Here is a 17484-nt window from a genome sequence, read left to right as displayed (position 1 = left end):
TCACAGTTTTCGGGTTGCCGGGCCATGACCGGCGGGGCTTCAGCGCAGGCCGTCCACGTCCAGGATCAGGGCCATGCGACCATCGCCGATCAACGTTGCACCGGCGTAACCGCGCAGGCCGCGCAGGGCCTTGGGCAGCGGCTTGATCACCACTTCCTCGCGGCCGCGCACCTGGTCCACGACCAGGCCGAAGCGGGCTTCGCCGGCCTGCAGCACCACGATGGTCAGCAGGGTGGAGGCGGCCGGCGTCACATCCAGCCACTGGCGCAGGTCGACCAGCGGCAGGGTGTGCGAGCGGCGGTCCAGCACCGCACGGCCATCGAACCAGCCCAGCGAGGTGCGCGGTGCGTGCAGCACTTCCATCACGCGGGCCAGCGGCAGGGCGTAGACATCCTCGCCGGCCTGCACCAGCAGGGTCGGCAGGATGGCCAGGGTGAGTGGTACGCGGATCAGGAAGCGGCTGCCGCGGCCCAGTTCGGACTGGATCTGGATCTGGCCGCTCAGTTCGCGGATGCGCGACTGCACCACGTCCATGCCGACGCCGCGGCCCGAAATATCGGTGACCTGCTGCTTGGTCGAGAAGCCGGGCAGGAACACCAGGTGCAGGCATTCCTCACTGCTCAGGCGTGCGGCGGCTTCCGGATCGATCAGGCCCTTCTCGCGCGCCTTGGCGCGCAGCTTTTCCGGATCGATGCCGGCGCCGTCGTCCTGCACTTCGATGCTGACGTAGTCGCCTTCCTGCTGTGCCGACAGGCGCACATGGCCCATCCGCGGCTTGCCCTGGGCTTCACGCAGGTCGGGCATTTCCACGCCGTGGTCGATGGCGTTGCGCACCAGGTGCACCAGCGGGTCGGCCAGCGCTTCGACCAGGTTGCGGTCCAGTTCGGTCTCGGCGCCGATCAGCTCCAGGTCCACTTCCTTCTGCAGCGAACGGGCGACGTCGCGCGCCACCTTCGGGAAGCGCGAGAACACCTTGCCGACCGGCTGCATGCGGGTGCGCATGACCGCCGACTGCAGGCGCGCGGTGGCGATGTCCAGCGTCGAAACGGCGCGGTCCAGCTCTTCGTCGCGCAGGCGGGTGCGCAGGGTCTTGAGCCGGTTCCGTGACAGCACCAGTTCGCCGATCAGGTTGACGATGGCGTCCAGGCGCTTGGTATCCACGCGCACGGTGTGTTCGGCTTCGGCCACCGGCTTGTTCGCCGCCGGCTTGGCCGGCGCACGCGGAGCAGGTGCCGTTGCCGGCGGGGCCGCGACCGGCACCGCGGCCACCGGCTTGGCGCCGGGCACGGCACCGCCATGCAGCTGGTCGAGCAGGGCTTCGAACTCCTCCTCGCTGATCAGGCCGTCGTCAGCTTTCTTCGGCGGTGCGACCGCGGTCGGGGCGTTGCCGCCGTGCAGCTGGTCGAGCAGTGCCTCGAACTCGTCGTCGGTGATCAGGTCGCCACCTGCAGCAGGCGCGGCCGCCGTGGCGGCGCTAGCGGCGGGGCTCGCGCCACCGTGCACGTCGAACTGGGCGATCAGTTCCGGCGGCGCGTAGCCGGGTTCAGTGCCGGACGACACCGCGTCGAGCATCGACTGCAGATAGTCCAGTGACTGCTGGGCGGCATCGAAGTGATGGGCCTGCAGCACGGCCTGGCCGGCACGCGCGGCGCCCAGCGCTTCTTCCGCCGCATGGCACAGCTCGACCATGGCGGTGATGCCGAGAAAGCCGGCGCCACCCTTCAGCGTGTGGTAACCACGGAAGACCGCGTTGAGCTGGTCGTTGTCCTGCGGTGCCTGTTCCAGCGACACCAGCTGTTCGCCCAGGCGATCCAGGATTTCCTGCGCCTCGATGATGAAATCGGCAGTGATGTCGTCGGCAACCGCGCTCATGCTTACAGCCCCAGGTCCGACAGGAGGTCGTCGGCGTCGTTCTGCGAGACCGCGTGGCGGTCCAGTCCCTTCAGTGCCGGCCCGGCAAGTTCCGGGTCGGTGCGATGCTGTTCCGGCGGCAGGCCGAGCGCGCCGAAGCCTTCGTGCACGCGGCGGACGATGCCGACCACGCGACGGATGATCTGCCCGGTCAGGTCCTGGTAGCTCTGGGTCAGGGCGATCTCGGTCAGGTTGTGGCGGATGCGCTCAAGCTGTTCGTCCTGGCCCGGCTGCAGGCCATCGGCGCGCAGCTGTTCGGTCAGGGCGCGGCATTCCTCGGCCAGGTCCAGGGTGCGGTGGGTGGCCTGTTCGGTCATCGCCACGACGTGGTCCAGGCGTGCGCAGGCATCGTCCAGCTCGCCGGCCTCGTCGGGCACGGTCGGCAGTTCGCCCAGGGCCTGGCCCAGCTCGCGGGCCAGCCGGGAAAGGCCGCTCATCATCGGCTGGGTGCGCGCGGCCACCAGGCTGTCGATGCGCTGGCGCCAGGCGGTCTCGTCACCCGACTCCAATGCATCCAGGGCCTCCTGCAGGCGCAGGGCGAGGGCGCTTCTGTCGACCTGGGCGTCCATCAGGCGCTCGCTGCCAGGCGTTCGAAGATCTTGCCGAGCTTCTCTTCCAGGGTCTGCGCGGTGAACGGCTTGATGATGTAGCCGTTGACGCCGCTCTGGGCCGCTTCGATGATCTGCTCGCGCTTGGCTTCGGCGGTCACCATCAGCACCGGCAACGTCTTCAGCTTTGCATCGGCGCGGATCGCCTTGAGAAGCTCGATGCCGGTCATCACCGGCATGTTCCAGTCGGTGACCACGAAATCGAACGGCTGGCTCTGCAGCAACGACAGCGCGGCATGCCCGTCCTCGGCTTCGGCGGTGTTGGTGAAGCCCAGATCGCCCAGCAGGTTCTTGACGATACGACGCATGGTCGAGAAATCGTCAACGATCAGGATGCGCATGTTCTTGTTCAAAGCAGAGTTCCTTTGTTGTTCATTGCGGGCGGCCGGGGGCAGCCGCCTCGCGCATGTTCATTGCTCGAGGCCGGCGTCGGCCGCCTCGAAGACCTTCAACCGGCCGCGCAGGCGCAGCACGGCCTGGCCGTGGATCTGGCAGACCCGCGATTCGCTCACGCCGAGCACCGCGCCGATCTCCTTCAGGTTCAGCTCCTGCTCGTAGTACAGCGACAGCACCAGCTGTTCGCGCTCGGGCAGGTGGCCGATGGCCTTGCCCAGTTCGCGGCCGAATTCACCGCGTTCCAGCACCTGCTGCGGGGTTGGTCCGCCCTGGGCGACGGTGTCCAGCTCGCCCTGGTCCTCGATGCGCGATTCCAGGCTCAGCACCTGGCCACGCGAGGCGTCTTCCATCAGGCGCAGGTACTCGGGCAGGGGCATGTCCATCGCCGCGGCCACCTCGGTGGCGCTGGCGGCGCGGCCGCTGCTCTGTTCCAGGCGGCGGATGGTAGCGGCGGCGTCGCGGGCACGGCGGTGCACCGAGCGCGGCACCCAGTCACCACGGCGGATCTCGTCGATCATCGAGCCACGGATGCGGATCGAGGCATAGGTCTCGAACGACGCGCCCTGGTCGGCGTCATAGCTGCGCGAGGCTTCGATCAGGCCCATCATGCCGGCCTGGATCAGGTCGTCCACCTCGACGCTGGCTGGCAGGCGTGCCGCCAGGTGGTGGGCGATGCGGCGCACCAGATCGGAGTGCTGGGCGATGACATCGGTCGCGCTGGCGCGCTGGACTTCCTTGTACTGGGCTGCACCTTTCATACGGTCACCCCACGCTGCTTGAGGATGCGTTCGAGGAAGAACTCGACGCCGCCACGCGGTTCGGTCGGCGCCTGCCAGCGGGCGGTGCGGCGGGCGATCTCGGTGATCGCCAGCGCGGCCGGGCTCGACGGGTAGGCCTTGACCACCGGCTGCTGGCGCTGCACCGACAGCCGCAGCCAGTCATCCTGCGGCACGCAGCCCAGGTAGTTCAGCGAGACATCGGCGAGGAACTTCTCGCAGACGCGGGTCAGCTTTTCGTACAGCACGCGGCCCTCGTTGGGGTCACGCACCATGTTGGCCACCACCTGGATGCGGTCCACGCCACGTTCGCGCGAGAGCACCTTGATCAACGCGTAGGCGTCGGTGATCGAGGCCGGCTCATCGCAGACCACCACCACGGTGTCCTGCGCGGCCTGGCAGAAGGTCAGTACGCCATCGGTGATGCCGGCAGCGGTGTCCACCACCATGATGTCCAGCTCGCGTTCAAGTTCGGAGAACACGTTGACCAGGCCGACGTGCTCGGCCGGGGCCAGTTCGGCCATGTGCCGGCGGCCCGAGGCGGCCGGGACCACCAGTACTCCGTTGGGGCCCTCGATGATCACGTCGTCCAGGCTGCAGCGGCCGGCCACCAGGTCAGCCAGGGTGAACTTAGGGTTCAGTCCGAGGATGACGTCGATGTTGGCCAGGCCCAGGTCGGCGTCCAGCAGCAGGGTGCGCTTGCCCATGCCCGCCAGAGCCACGGCCAGGTTGGCCGACACGTTGGTCTTGCCCACGCCGCCCTTGCCGCCGCTCACCGCGATGGTGCGGACAGGGCCGAGCGGCTCGCTGCGGGTCGCCGACAGCGGGAAGGTATTGGTCAGCTTGGCGTACTCACGCGACGGCATGGTTCAACTCCGGGTTGCAGGGCATATCGGCCGCTCGGCGCAAATCTTCAAGGCGAAGTACGAGATTGGCTGCACTGGCCCGGTGCAGGTCCTCCGGGACGTCCTGGCCATCGGTCACCCAGGTGATCGGCAGCGAGTGGTCGACGGCCACCGAAAGGGCGTTGCCGAAGCGGCCGGTCTCGTCCAGCTTGCTCAGCACCAGGCCCTGCAGGTTGGCCGCGCCGAAGCGGCGGACGACCTCGTCCATGTCGCCGAAGCTGGTATTGGCCGGCAGCACCAGCAGGGTGCGCACCTGGCGCGCGGCCCTCAGCCACTGCAGCTGGGCGGCCAGGGCACGGTCGCGCGGGCCGAGGCCGGCGGTGTCGATCAGTACCAGCTTGTAGTCCTGCAGGCGCTCCAGCAGCTGGTCGAGGTCGGTGCCGCTGTTGGCCTCGTGGACGGCGATGCCGAGCTGGCGGCCGTAGCCGTACAGCTGCTCACGGGCGCCGATGCGCATCGTGTCGGTGGTCACAAGGGCGACGTCACGCGGAGCATGCTTTTCAGCGAAGCGCGAGGCCAGCTTGGCGATGGTGGTGGTCTTGCCGGCACCGGTCGGGCCCACCAGGGCGATCACGCCGCCTTCTTCCAGCGGGTCGACCGGTGCGATCGGCAGCTTGCGCGAGATCAGCCCCAGCATCAGGCCGCGGCCGCGGTGGGCCTCGGTCTCCAGCGGGATCTGCATGGCCACGTCGCGCGACAGGCCGGCATCGAAGCCGTACTCGTCCATCAGGTCCAGAGCGGTGGCACGCACCGCGCTGCCGCGCAGGCGCTCATCAGTGAAGCGGTTCATCTCGCGCTCGATGACTTGGCGCATGCCGGCCACTTCGTGGCGCAGCTGGCGGATCTCGCCGTCATCGGCAGCGACCATGGTCAGTGCCGGGGCCGGGGCCAGCTGGGGCGCCGGCGCCGGGGTCGGCAGGGTGTCGGCCAGCGGCGCCATATCGTTGGCGGGCATTTCCGCCGCCGGCGCTTCGATGGGGGCGACCACGGCTGCCGGTGCGACTGCGGCTTCGACCGGGTGAGCGTCGGCGACCGGGGCCGGCAGCGGCGGCGGCAGGGCGGCGGCTTCTTCCTCCAGCGGCGGGTCGATCAGGAAGCGGGCGCGGTTGATCGGCGCGGCGGCGACCACGGCAGCGCTGGCCGGCGGTGCCACGATGGCGTCGGCGTACGGGGCGAAGATCGCCTCCGGCAGTGCCGATTCGCTGACGCTGGCGCGGGCCAGGGTGGCGGCGAAGCCGGTGCTGCCGCGGGTGGGCACGATCTCGTCGGCGCTGTCCAGGGTGCGGCCGGTGGCGCCGACGGCGGCGCGGGCGAGGGCGGCGACGGCCGAGGTGGTGGCGGCCACCGGCTCGGCGGCCGGGGTCGCGGTGCGGCGGCGGGTCACCGCAGCGATCACGGCGTCGGCGGCGGTGCGCGGCTTCGGCGGCGGCGGCGGGGCGATCTCGCGGCGCGAGGCTTCCAGTGCTCGCTGCACGGCGCTCTCGTCGTAATGGGCGGCGGCGACGATCTCCACGCCTTCCTCGATCCGGCGGTTGGACAGGATCACGGCGTCGGGGCCATGTTCCTTGCGCACCAGGTTCATGGCCGAGCGCATGTCGGCGGCGACGAATCGTTTGATTTTCATGCTGTGGTCACGGGACGAAGTCGGCGGAGTGGCAGTCGAGGAACGCGGGTGGTCGGTGGTCTGCACGGTTCGGGTTCCCCTTGGAATCTGTCGTGTATTGCGGTTTGAACGTGGTGTCTGTTTTCTGGCGCGTGGAAGGCGGGCGTCAGCTGATCGTTCCGACCAGTTTCAGGCGCTTGTCTTCCGGCACCTCGCTGTAGGCCAGGACCGACAGCGACGGAACGCTGTGGCGGACCAGGCGGGCCAGCGCGGCGCGCACCGGACCCGGTACCAGCACCACCGCCGGCTCGTTTCGCGCTTCCTGCTTGCTGACACATTCGGACAGGCTCTGGTGCAGTCGCTCTGCGAGTCCGGGTTCCAGCGCGGCGCCGTTGCCCTGGGTAGACTCCTGCAAGACACGTTCCAATTGCGGGTTGAGCGTGAACACCGGCAGCTCCGCCGACATTCCGGCGATCTCCTGCACGATGAAGCGGCCAAGAGCGGTGCGCACGGCAGCGGTCAGCGTGGCCGGGTCCTGGCTCATGGGGGCGTGCTCGACCAGCGCTTCGGCGATCTTGCGCAGCTGGCGGATCGGAATGCGCTCGACCAGCAGGTTCTGCAGCACGCGCACCACCGCCGACAGCGGCAGCGCCTTCGGTGTCAGATCTTCGACGAGCTTGGGCGCGCTCTTGCCCAGGTTGGCCAGCAGGTGCTGCACTTCTTCGTGGCCCAGCAGTTCCGGCGCATGCTCGCGGATCAGGTGCGACAGGTGCGTGGCGACCACGGTGGCCGGGTCGACCACGGTGTAGCCCATGGTTTCGGCCTGGGCACGCTGGTGCGGCTGGATCCAGGTGGCATCCAGGCCGAACGCGGGGTCCTTGCCGGCGATGCCTTCCAGCGGCCCCAGCGCGCTGCCCGGGTCCAGCGCCAGTTCGCGGTCGGGGTGGATGTCGGCGGTGGCCACCGGCACGCCGTGCACCAGGACGCGGTAGCCGTTGGCCGGCAGTTCCAGGTTGTCGCGGATGTGCACGGACGGGATCAGGAAGCCCACGTCCTGGGTCAGCTTGCGGCGCACGCCCTTGATGCGCGCCATCAGCTCGCCGCCCTGGTTGGCATCCACCAGCGGGATCAGCCGGTAGCCCACTTCCAGGCCCAGCGGATCGACCGGGCGCAGCTCGTCCCAGCTCAGTTCGGCGGTGGGTGCGGCGGCCGGGCGGCCGAGGGCATTCAACGGGCCGGCTTCAGCGGCGGCAGCAGCCGGATCGGCCGCCGGTGCCTGGCTCTTGCGGTACAGCTTCCAGGCGATGAAGCCGAGGATCGCGGCCAGCGTCAGGAAAGCGACGTTGGGCATGCCGGGGACCACGCCGACCAGGCCGAGGATGCCGGCGGTGATCGCCAGTGCGCGGTACTGGCCGAACACCTGGCCGGTCATGGCCTGGGCCATGTCCTGCGAGCGCGAGGCGCGGGTAACCAGCATCGCCACGGCGCTGGAGATCAGCAGGGCCGGCAGCTGCGCCACCAGGCCGTCACCGATGGACAGCAGGGTGTAGGTGGCGGCGGCATCGCCGAACGGCATGCCATGCTGCAGCACGCCCACCGCCAGGCCGCCGAGCATGTTGATGAACAGGATCAGGATGCCGGCGATGGCGTCGCCGCGGATGAATTTGCTGGCGCCGTCCATCGCACCGTAGAAGTCGGCTTCCTCGCGGACCTCTTCACGGCGGGCCTTGGCTTCTTCACGCGTCAGCAAACCGGCGTTCAGATCGGCGTCGATGGCCATCTGCTTGCCAGGCATGGCGTCGAGGATGAAGCGCGCGGTCACTTCCGAGACGCGCCCGGCGCCCTTGGTGATGACCACGAAGTTGATGATGGTCAGGATCGCGAAGACCACGATGCCCACGGCGTAGTTGCCGCCGATGACGAATTCACCGAAAGCGGCGATGACCTTGCCGGCCGCATCGTGGCCGTTCTGGCCGTTGAGCAGGATGACGCGGGTCGAGGCCACATTCAGCGCCAGCCGCAGCATGGTGGTGACCAGCAGCACGATCGGGAAGATCGTGAAATCCAGCGGGCGCTTCACGTAGACGACGGCCAACAGCACCATCAGCGAGATGGCGATGTTGAAGGTGAACAGTGCATCGAGCACCGGCGCGGCCAGCGGCACCACGACCATGGCCAGCAGGGCCAGCACGATCAGCGGTGCGCCGAGGCCCTGGCGGATCATCTCCAGGGCGCGGCGGGTATTGAAGCCGGAAGCCTGGGCGTTCACGGGCGGCCTCCCTTGCCGAATTCATCCACGTCCACATGCGGGACGGACGGCATCGGGCCGGTCCGCCAGCTGCGCAGCTGGTAGACGTAGGACAGCACCTGGGCGACGGCGGAGTACAGTCTCACGGGAATTTCCTTTCCGAGTTGCCCCTCCCGATACAAGGCGCGTGCCAAAGGCGGGGCAGAGACAATGGCGACCTTGTTGCCGTCGGCCACTTCACGGATGCGCAGGGCGGTTTCATCCACGCCCAGGGCGACCACGGTGGGGGCGCCCATGCTGCCGCCTTCGTATTTCAGGGCCACCGCGTAGTGGGTGGGGTTGACCACCACCACGTCGGCGGTGGGCACCGCTTCCATCATCCGGCGGTTGGCCAGCTGCTGCTGCATGTGGCGGATGCGGCCCTTCACCTCGGGGCTGCCCTCGCTTTCCTTCATTTCCCGGCGCAGCTCTTCACGGGTCATCTTCAGCTTGCGCATCCAGTTCCAGCGCTGGTACGGGGCATCGATGGCGGCCAGCACCAGCATGGCCCCGGCCGCGGCCAGCAGCAGCTTCAGGGTGAAGCCCAGGCCGTGGCCGATGGCCGATTCCAGCGGCTGGTTCAGCAGGCCGCGCAGGCTGTCGAAGCTGGCGGCGAAGACCAGCATGGCCGAGGCGCCGACGAAACCCATGCGCAGCAGTGACTTGGTGAGTTCGGCCAGGGCTTCGGTACCCCACATGCGCTTCAGCCCGGACAGCGGGTTGAGCCGGTTCGCGTCGGGGACCAGCGACTTGTTCGACCAGCGCAGGCCGCCCATCGCCACCGGCGCCAGGAAGCTGGCCAGCAGGCAGACCAGCAGCAGCGGCCAGCAGGCCATCATCAGGCGCAGGAACAGCATGCCGAAGTGGCCGAACAGCAGCTGCGGGTTCTGCCATAGGGCGGGTTCGGGGCTGAGCGCGGCACGCATCCAGGCACGGCCGCCGGCCCCCAGCGAGGCGGCGCTGGCCATGATGGCGATGATGCCGGCACCGAACACGGCCACGGTCGCCAGTTCCTTCGAACGCGGGATGTTGCCCTGCTCACGGGCTTCACGCAGGCGTTTTTCGGTTGGTTGTTCGGTTTTTTCGCCTGCGTCTTCGTTCTCGGACATCACGGGCACTGCGGCTGGGGTTGCCGGGGTGCGTGCAAGATCCGTTCCGTGACGGCGGGACGGCGGGCCATTGCCGGTGCCGGGCAGCGCCGGGCCGTTGCACATGCAGGGGATTGGTAGCGCCGGGCCTTGCCCGGCGGGCCGTTGGCGTGGAAGGCCCGTGCCAACCAAGGTTGGCACCTACCAAAGCAGATTCAGGTGCCCTGGGAGCGCTCGACGGCGGCAGAGATTGACCGGGCTGCCTCGGTGGCGGCCTCCACTTCCTTCAGCGGCACTTCCCCCACGCCCAAGGCGCGCTCGATCTGCAGGTCGCTGCCTTGCGCGCTCAGTTGCGCCTGCAGGCGTGAGAAGTCACCGCACCAGAGTGTCTCCACGTCGCGGTCGCGGCTGCGGTCACGCTGGGCGTCCATCGCCACCGCGCGCACCTGCAGCCGACCATTTCCGGCATTTCCGCCGAGTTCCACGCCATAGCCGGGGCTCGCGGGTCGACGCAGAACGACGCGCCCCTGGTCGGTCCAGGCCGTTTCCATGCCTTCGCGCACTTCGTAGCCCAGCTCGGCGAGCCCGGCCAGCAGGGCGGCGCGGCGCGAGGCGGCCGCCTGCACCTGGTGGTGGTGATCGATGGCCTGCTGGCAGGCGTCGGCCAACGCGAGCAGGCGGGCAGCCGGCACCTGGGTATCGGCGGCGGCGGCCTCGCGCAGCAGCTCGACGTGGTTGTCCGCATCCAGCGTACCGAGGATGTGGGCCAGGTCCTGCAGATGCGTCAGGTGCTCACGCTGCTGACGGTAGGTATTGGCAGCGCAGGCAAGATCCAAGACCAGACTGTCCAGCAGCAGGTTGCGCCGCTGCGCGTCGGCCTCCGCCTCGGCTGCACCCAGCGCTTGCTGGAATGGCAACGCGGCGCTTTCTCCCTGCAGCAGCTGCAGCTCGGCGATGTGCCGATCAATGCGCAGCAGCCGTGGGTCACGTTCGGTGGCTGCCGCGCGCCCGGCGGTGGCAGGTTCAGTGGCATCCTCCTCGCGCAGCGCTGCGGCAATCCCGCGCTGTGCCTGACTGAGTGTCTCGCCCTGTTCGAGCTGGGCAAGCGCCAGCGTCGCCCGTGCCAGCAGGCCCTCGGCATGCGGTTCGGTGCCGCCATTCGCCAACCGGGTCAGTGCCGCGGACAGGTCGGCATCCACCGTCACGCCGCCGGCATGCAGTGCCTTGAGGAGGGTGCCGGCATTCTGTTGCTGGCGCCGGCCGCGTTGGCGCTGCGCGATGCGTTGTTCTATTGCGCGTTCCTCACGCTCGGCGATGTCGGCGCGCAGCCAGGCCCTCTCTGCGTTGATCAGGAGGGCGTATTGCGCATTGCCAGTGTTGGCGATTGCCGCGCGCAGCGTGTCACGGCGTGCCAGCACGGCGGCGAGCTGCGCCTGTTCCAGGGTCTGCAGCTGCAGGGCGCGTTGTTGCCAGCGCTGCACCTCGCGCTCCAGCAGGCGCAACATGTCCTCGCGCAGAGAGCGCAGTTCCGCTTCGGATTGGATACGGACTACTTTCGGACCACTCATGCGGAGGCCTCCGGGGCGGGAATATGCTCAAGGCCTTGGAATGGGGCGGAAGGTTCCAACGCCTGCTCCACTGCCTGGCGCAATCGTGCGCGCTCGCCATCTCCGTCGTGGTACCAGCCCTGCGACGACACACGATGTAGCCGGGGAATGGCGCGCCCCAGCACCGTCGGGCGCCAGATCTCGCGGGCGCGGGCCCGCTGCAGCAAGCCATGGCTGGGCGCATCGCACTCGATGCCAATGGCGTACAGACCCGTGCGCGGGTCTTCGATGGCGAAATCCAGGCCAAAGGCATCACCTTCGTTGGCCGGGTTGGCAGCCCAGCCCAGCAAGCGCAGGTACTCCCCGACGATGGCGACGAAACCGTCCTGGGTACCTCGTGCCGTGCTTGGAGCCGCGCTGCGGTCGGTCTGCAGGCGGTTGAGCAGGTTCGTGCTGGCCTCGAACTCACCTGCACACAGGGCACGCGCGTATTCCAGGTAGCCCTGCAGATAGTCGCGCGGGGTAGCGGGGGCGCGCTGGGTATTGAACATATCCGACACATCGTTGATCGGCATCGAGGTGATCATCACCACTTTCTGCCGCGCACGGGTGACGGCCACGTTCAGCCGCCGCTCGCCGCCGGTCTGGCCGAGCACACCGAAGTTGCGCCGGAACGTACCCTGGCCATTGCGGCCGAAGGTGGTGGAGAACACAATCACGTCGCGCTCGTCGCCCTGCACGTTCTCCACGTTCTTGATGAACACCGACATGTCTTCACCTTCCACGACCCGCTCGCGTTCCTGCTGCAGGGCCAGCCGGAACGGTTCGTCCTCGCTGGCGCGCAGTTCCAGCTGGTCCTCGATCAGCTCGGCCTGCTTGCGGTTGAAGGTCACCACGCCCACCGAAGGGCGCTGCGCACGGGGCGCCTGCCACAGGGCCTCAAGGTAGGCCACCACGCGTTCTGCCTCCCGCGCGTTGGTCTGGTTCTGGTACAGGCCATCGACCTGGATCAGCTGCAGCGGCTTGATCTGCTGGATGCGTGCCTGCGGGTGGCGCACCGGCACGTTCAGACGGTTGCCGTAGAAGGACGCATTGGAGAAGCCGATGAGTTCGCGGTACGCCGAGCGGTAATGGATCTGCAGGGTGGTCGTAGGCAGCACGGTGCGCGCCAGCTGCAGCAGGTCCGGGCAATCCTTGATCTCGCGCCGGTTCCAGTCGTCCTCAAATGCCTCGCGCTGCGCCTCGTCGGCCTCGGCGTCCGGCTCATCGCCATCGAACATCTCGGCTTCATCGCTTTCCACGCGGCTGGAGAAGAAGGCGGTGGGCGGCATCTGCTTTTCGTCACCACTGATGATCGTGACCTTGCCACGGAACAGGGTGGGCAGGGCGTACTCCACCGGCATCTGCGAGGCCTCGTCGTAGATCACGGTATCGAACAGGCCGGCCTGCAGCGGCAGTACGCGGCTGGCCACATCCGGGTTCATCAGCCAGACCGGGCGAAGGTGCATGAGGCCCAGTTCGCTGCCCAGCTCGATGAACTCGCGCAGGCGCCGCGACCGGCGCCCGGTCAGCCGGGTGACGTCTTCCCATTGTTTGCGGTTGCCCAGAGCGGCCATGTCCAGCTGGCCGCCAAGCAGATCACGGTTCAGGCGGCGCATCTGCCGGTCGGCCTCGGCCAGGGCGGTGATCTTCGCCTGCGCTTCGTCCTGGCTGAACTGAAGTTCGGGCAGTTCGTGCTCGATACGGTGCTTCCAGCCCAGCCGGGCCTCGCGGTTCAGCAGCCGGCGTACGGCGCCCTCCAGCTGGTCGGCGGGCACCGCATCCAGCTGTGCCTCACGCTGGCGCAGCTGTCCCAGCAGCTGGCGGGCGGCATCATCGAGCTGACCGGCGCGGCCACGGAACCGTTGATAGGCCGCCAGGGTGGGCAGCGCGGCGTGCAGCCGTTCCAGCGCAAGCTGGTTGTCCAGGTCGTGCAGGACGTTGTGGCGCAGCTGTTCGGCCAGCGGGTCATCGAGCCATTCCTGGAGGGGGGCAAGCTGGTGCAGGCTGGCCTGGCGCGCGGTATGCCTCAGCAGCGAGGCCTCAAAGTCATCCAGCAGGATCTGCAGCTGGGCCTTGTCGGCGGTCAGCATGGCGGTGTCGGTCTGCTGCGCACGCGGGGATTGCGCAAGCGCGCGCGCCAGGGCCTGCACCTCCAGCAGCCCGGCGAGATCCTGATGCAGCTGTGGCAGCAGATCGGCACCGCCATCGGCGGCGACGGCCGGAAGCCCCAGCACCGCCCGCGCGCTGTTGTACTGGCTGCGCAACGGGGCCAGCTGCAGCTCCAGGCGCACTGCGCCCAGCAGCGCTGGCAAGGCTGCAGGAGATGCGACGCCACCGTGGTCGCGCAGCAGCCGCTTGAGGCGGCCGTGCTGTACGAGGTGGCGTGGATTCAGGCGGGCCCACCAGGTCGTACGCGCGATCACGTCCGTGCAGTCCTGCGCATGCCGGCGCAGTGTTGCTTCATCCAGCCGGGCCAGTGCGGCGGACAGGCCCGGCACCGCGCTGCCATGATTGGCCTGGCCAAGCTGCTGCTCGACCCGCCGCAGCTGGACGACCAGGCCGTCGCCCTTGACCGGATCACCGCCGCTTGCGCTGCGAAAGATCGGCAGCCAGCGGGCAAGACGCTGGCGCTGTTCGTCACGCAGGGCCAGCAGCGTGGTCACATGCGCACTGATCCAGGCCCGGTAGGGCGCCGCATCCTCGATCTCGAAGCTGGCCGGATGGTCGGCCAAGGTCTGCTGGCGTTGCTGTTCGGCCTGCATGAAGGCCTGCAGGCTTTCGGCGAAGGCTTCCACCGTGGCGGCATCTGCGGCAAACGGCTGAAGGCCCGCCAACGCACTGCCTTCGTAGCGGGCCGGCAGCCACCAGCGCACCAGCGGGGCACACTGCTCTTCAAGCGCGGTGAGCTGGGCCATGTCCAGTGTGCCCAGGCGCTGCCGCAGCGCGGGAAATTCCAGGGGCGGTGCGCCGGTCTCCAGCTCGATCAGCTCGCCCAGCAGCTGCCGATAGCTGAGGTGGCTGAGCGGATCGATGCGATGCAGGCTGTGCTGGAAGCGGTCCAGATCGCCTTCAAGGGCCTCGATTCGGGCGGCGGTACGCTCGCGCGCGGCGCGCCGGTCCGGATCACCGCTGCCCTCGGCGAACAGGCGTTCCAACTGTTCGCGGATCGAGCGGATGACCGGCTCGCGATCCTGGTTGACGTCGTTGAGCATGACGATGCGCTGGCCCAGGCCTTCGGCAACCAGGCGTTTGTGCACGACCTCAAGCGCGGCGTGCTTCTGGCAGACGATCAGCAGGCTGCGCCCGCGGCCGATCGCATCGGCCACCATGTTGACGATGGTCTGGCTCTTGCCGGTGCCGGGCGGCCCTTCGATCAACAGGCCTGGACCCTGGCGGGCCCGCAGCACCGCGGCCTCCTGAGAAGGATCGCTGGCGACGGTGAAGTAGCGTTCCAGCTCGGGCGGCGCAGCGGTAGCCGCCGCGGCCGCATCGGCCTCGCCGGCCGCAGGCGGTGCCAGGCGCAGCGCCGTCTCCAGGCCGGTGCCGTTGGGCGGGAGCACCTTCAGCTGCCGGAGGTCCTCGCCAATTGCCTGGCCCATGAAGGTGACATGGAAGAAGACAGCGGCACATTCCAGTTCGTCGCCGAGTGGATCGACCGCCACATCGGGGCAGGGCAGGGCCGTCAGGGTGCGTGAGCGGACACGGGCCAGCATGCCGAAGGCATCCATCACCTCGGAAGCGCGCAGCGACGATCGGCCCAGCAGTTCATCGGCCGATGTCTGCCAGCGGCGGAACATCTCCGAACCCACGATGCTTTCCAGTGCCGGATTGATCCGCACTTCTTCGCGCTCGCCATCGAAGGCAAGGTTGGCCTGGTAGCGTTGGGCCAGCGCCATGTCCAGCTTTACCGGCCACAACAGCAGCGGAATGATGCGGGTGCGCGCGTTGCTGCGCGGATCGCGGCTGAGCAGGAACGGGAAGCCGAGGTACAGGCCATCGATACCGGTATCGCGCTTGTAAAGGGTGCTCTGCCGCAGCAGCGAGCGCAGCCGCTGTTCAGCCGCAGGGGTGCGCTGGAGCGCTTCCGGATCGACCGCCACGGCGCGTGCGTTGCGCTGCAGCAGGTGGTCGAGCAGGGCGGGGGCAGGGCGCCGCGGGCAGTCCAGTTCGCGGATATCCACCCGCCCGGTGGTCTTGCCGATGCTCATCCGCACCAGGGGGCCACGCATGACGGCGGTCACAACCTTCTTTTCGAAGAAGTCCAGGATCTGGGCCACGTACTGCTGGCGCTGCGGCTGCTGCCAGCGGCTGCCGGGGACGGCCAGCACCACCAGCGCGCGCGCCAGCGGCATGCGCCGTTCCAGGCGGAACTGTTCGGCCCAGCTGTCGATGACGGGCATGCCGCAGCGCGCGAAGCCCAGGATACGTTCGTCCATCGCCCGGTACAGCTCGGTGCGTGGGTGCTGCAGCAGCAGGGTGGCCGCTGCGGCATCCCACTCGGCAAGCCCGGCCTTGGCCGCCAGTTCGGTCGCCTCGGCGACGATGGCATCGACCGAGCGGAACTGCCCGATGGCGGCACTGAGCAGGACGATCAGGTCCTCCTCGGTGACCATCATGCGTTCGGCCAGGGTTGCCAGGCCGGGGTGGTCCGTATCCGGCAGCAGCCGCTGCCGTTCCTGCCACTGGCTGGCCAGGCGTGCCCGCGAGGTGGACAACAGGTAGACCCGGAGCACTTCTTCGATGAGGTCGATCTGCTGGTGAAGCGCGCGCTGTCGCACGTTCTGCGCACGCAGCTTCAGCCGCGACAGCCACGCATCGGTCTGCAGTTGTTCAAGCAGGTCCGGTACCGAGCCGCTGATCAGGCGGTAGCCTTCCAGTGGGTTCTCAAGCAGCCAGCCAGGGGTGACGATGCTGCCACGGTGGATGAGCGGCATTTCCGGGTTGAGGATCTTCAACGCCAGCATCAGCCTGAAATCCTCTTCCACGCCCTCATGCTGGACCACCTGGCGGAGCGCGGACACGATGGAAGGCGCAAGCCCGGCCTGGTCTGCCCAGGTGACGATGACCCCGCGCAACAGGCTGTCACGTGCTTCGTCCCAGTGCTCGGCCTGTGCCGCCTCCAGGGCAAAGATCGCAGGGCGCTGGAAGCGTCGTTCGCCGAGGCGCAGGCTTGCGCCGTCACCTTCATCGCGTTCCTGCGCGGGCGAGGGCGGCGCGGCCACCGCGATACCGGCCAGCCAGTCCGACACCTGCGGCCACTGCCAGCGCTGGTGGCGGTCACGCACCAGCAGGCCGCGCAGCAGCAGGTTCAGGTCCGGATCGATGTCCGGCGGAATCGGTACGCCATTGGCCAGCACGTGGATCAGGTAGGCGTTGGCGTGGGTCCCCTCGAAGCAGCGACCCTGGGTCAACTGTTCCAGCAGGATCATGCCCAGGCTCCACCAGTCCGAGGCAGCGGCGACGCCGCCGGCAATGGCTTCGGGCGCCATGTAGCGGCTGGTTTCCAGCGGCGAGACGATGTCCAGGTCGAACTCGGACAGGCGCGCTGAGCCGAAGCCGCTGATGACCATGTCCAGAGGGTCGCGCGAACGGATCAGCAGGCTGGCTGGGCGCAGGTCACGGTGGCGCAGTCCGGCTTCGTTGAAGGCGTGCAGGGCCTGGCCCAGCTCACGCACCACATGGCGCACGGCCTCACCATCGGCAATGACGCTGCCGAGATCGGCCAGGCTGCCGCCGGCAAGCATCTCCACCACCTCATAGGCACGGTCATCCCAGCGCCCGGTCGCGATGATGTCCGGCACGTGCTCACGCGGCAGCCGCCGGATGACATCGTAGACCGCGGGGTCCGGCTCGGCGCCGGCGCGGTACAGGGTGAGCACCGCCACCTGCCCAGTCTGCGCATGCTCGGCCTGGTAGCGCTCGCGGATGCCATCGGTGCTGCTGATCTGGCGCAGCAGCCGCCACTGGTCGATGACCGTTTCTGCAGTCGCTGCATCGGCATCGGACGCTGCGTCGGGGGCGGCATCGGCAGCACGCGGCATTGCCGGTGCATCCCCGGTTGCGGGTTCTGCGCCGCACTCCAGGCACATGAGGTCGCCGGCGTCCAGTGCGTGGCCGTTGCTGCAGAGGGCTTCGACGCGCGCATCGTGCGGCACCTCGGAAACCTCTTCCTGGGTGCGCAAGATGCGCGGCCGCCAGCCATCAGCATGGATGGGCTCGCCAGCCAGGTCCCACCCGCAGGGATGCGTGCCGACCTCGCCTTCGCAGAACAGTTCATGCAGACCGCGTTCGGTATGGCAGTTCGGGCAGAATCGGATCATG

10 protein-coding genes are annotated in these 17484 nt (G+C 68.5%); all 10 read right to left on the bottom strand.

All coding sequences use genetic code 11. From position 1 onward, the window contains the following. Positions 1–39: 39 nt before the first annotated feature. A complete protein-coding gene (locus AC1VXD_RS06965) occupies positions 40–1872 on the bottom strand; it encodes a chemotaxis protein CheA (RefSeq protein WP_482991447.1) in 1833 nt (610 codons plus the stop codon). A gap of 2 nt (positions 1873–1874) precedes the next feature. Then, complete coding sequence (locus AC1VXD_RS06960) at positions 1875–2480, bottom strand: protein phosphatase CheZ (protein WP_200751849.1); 606 nt, start codon at positions 2478–2480, stop codon at positions 1875–1877. Continuing rightward, positions 2480–2872, bottom strand: coding sequence for a chemotaxis response regulator CheY (gene cheY / locus AC1VXD_RS06955; protein WP_006365466.1), 393 nt, complete (start codon positions 2870–2872; stop codon positions 2480–2482). Before cheY ends, AC1VXD_RS06960 begins: the two co-directional genes overlap by 1 nt. A gap of 57 nt (positions 2873–2929) precedes the next feature. After that, positions 2930–3673: an RNA polymerase sigma factor FliA gene (locus AC1VXD_RS06950; RefSeq protein WP_108768785.1), complete on the bottom strand. Its 744-nt coding sequence runs from the start codon at positions 3671–3673 to the stop codon at positions 2930–2932. Continuing rightward, a complete protein-coding gene (locus tag AC1VXD_RS06945) occupies positions 3670–4557 on the bottom strand; it encodes a MinD/ParA family ATP-binding protein (protein WP_482991446.1) in 888 nt (295 codons plus the stop codon). Before AC1VXD_RS06945 ends, AC1VXD_RS06950 begins: the two co-directional genes overlap by 4 nt. Next, a complete protein-coding gene (gene flhF / locus AC1VXD_RS06940; RefSeq protein WP_482991445.1) occupies positions 4544–6220 on the bottom strand; it encodes a flagellar biosynthesis GTPase FlhF in 1677 nt (558 codons plus the stop codon). The genes AC1VXD_RS06945 and flhF overlap by 14 nt, the downstream gene beginning before the upstream one ends. A gap of 145 nt (positions 6221–6365) precedes the next feature. Then, on the bottom strand, positions 6366–8423 hold the full coding sequence (gene flhA, locus AC1VXD_RS06935; protein ID WP_482991460.1) for a flagellar biosynthesis protein FlhA: 2058 nt from the start codon (positions 8421–8423) through the stop codon (positions 6366–6368). 41 nt (positions 8424–8464) lie between these two features. Further along, positions 8465–9595 carry a flagellar biosynthesis protein FlhB gene (gene flhB / locus AC1VXD_RS06930; protein WP_482991444.1) on the bottom strand — a complete coding sequence of 377 codons (1131 nt, stop codon included), beginning with the start codon at positions 9593–9595 and terminating at the stop codon, positions 8465–8467. Between the two features lie 194 nt (positions 9596–9789). Next, entirely contained in the window at positions 9790–11142 is a 1353-nt protein-coding gene (locus AC1VXD_RS06925) for a coiled-coil domain-containing protein (protein ID WP_482991443.1), read from the bottom strand. Beyond that, positions 11139–17483, bottom strand: a complete 6345-nt coding sequence (locus AC1VXD_RS06920) for an AAA domain-containing protein (RefSeq protein ID WP_482991442.1) — start codon at positions 17481–17483, stop codon at positions 11139–11141. Before AC1VXD_RS06920 ends, AC1VXD_RS06925 begins: the two co-directional genes overlap by 4 nt. Position 17484 lies beyond the last annotated feature (1 nt).

The sequence above is a fragment of the Stenotrophomonas sp. STEN054 genome, from assembly GCF_056854535.1.
Note: the sequence above shows the minus strand (reverse complement) of the source record. Positions and strands in the feature narration are given on the sequence as shown.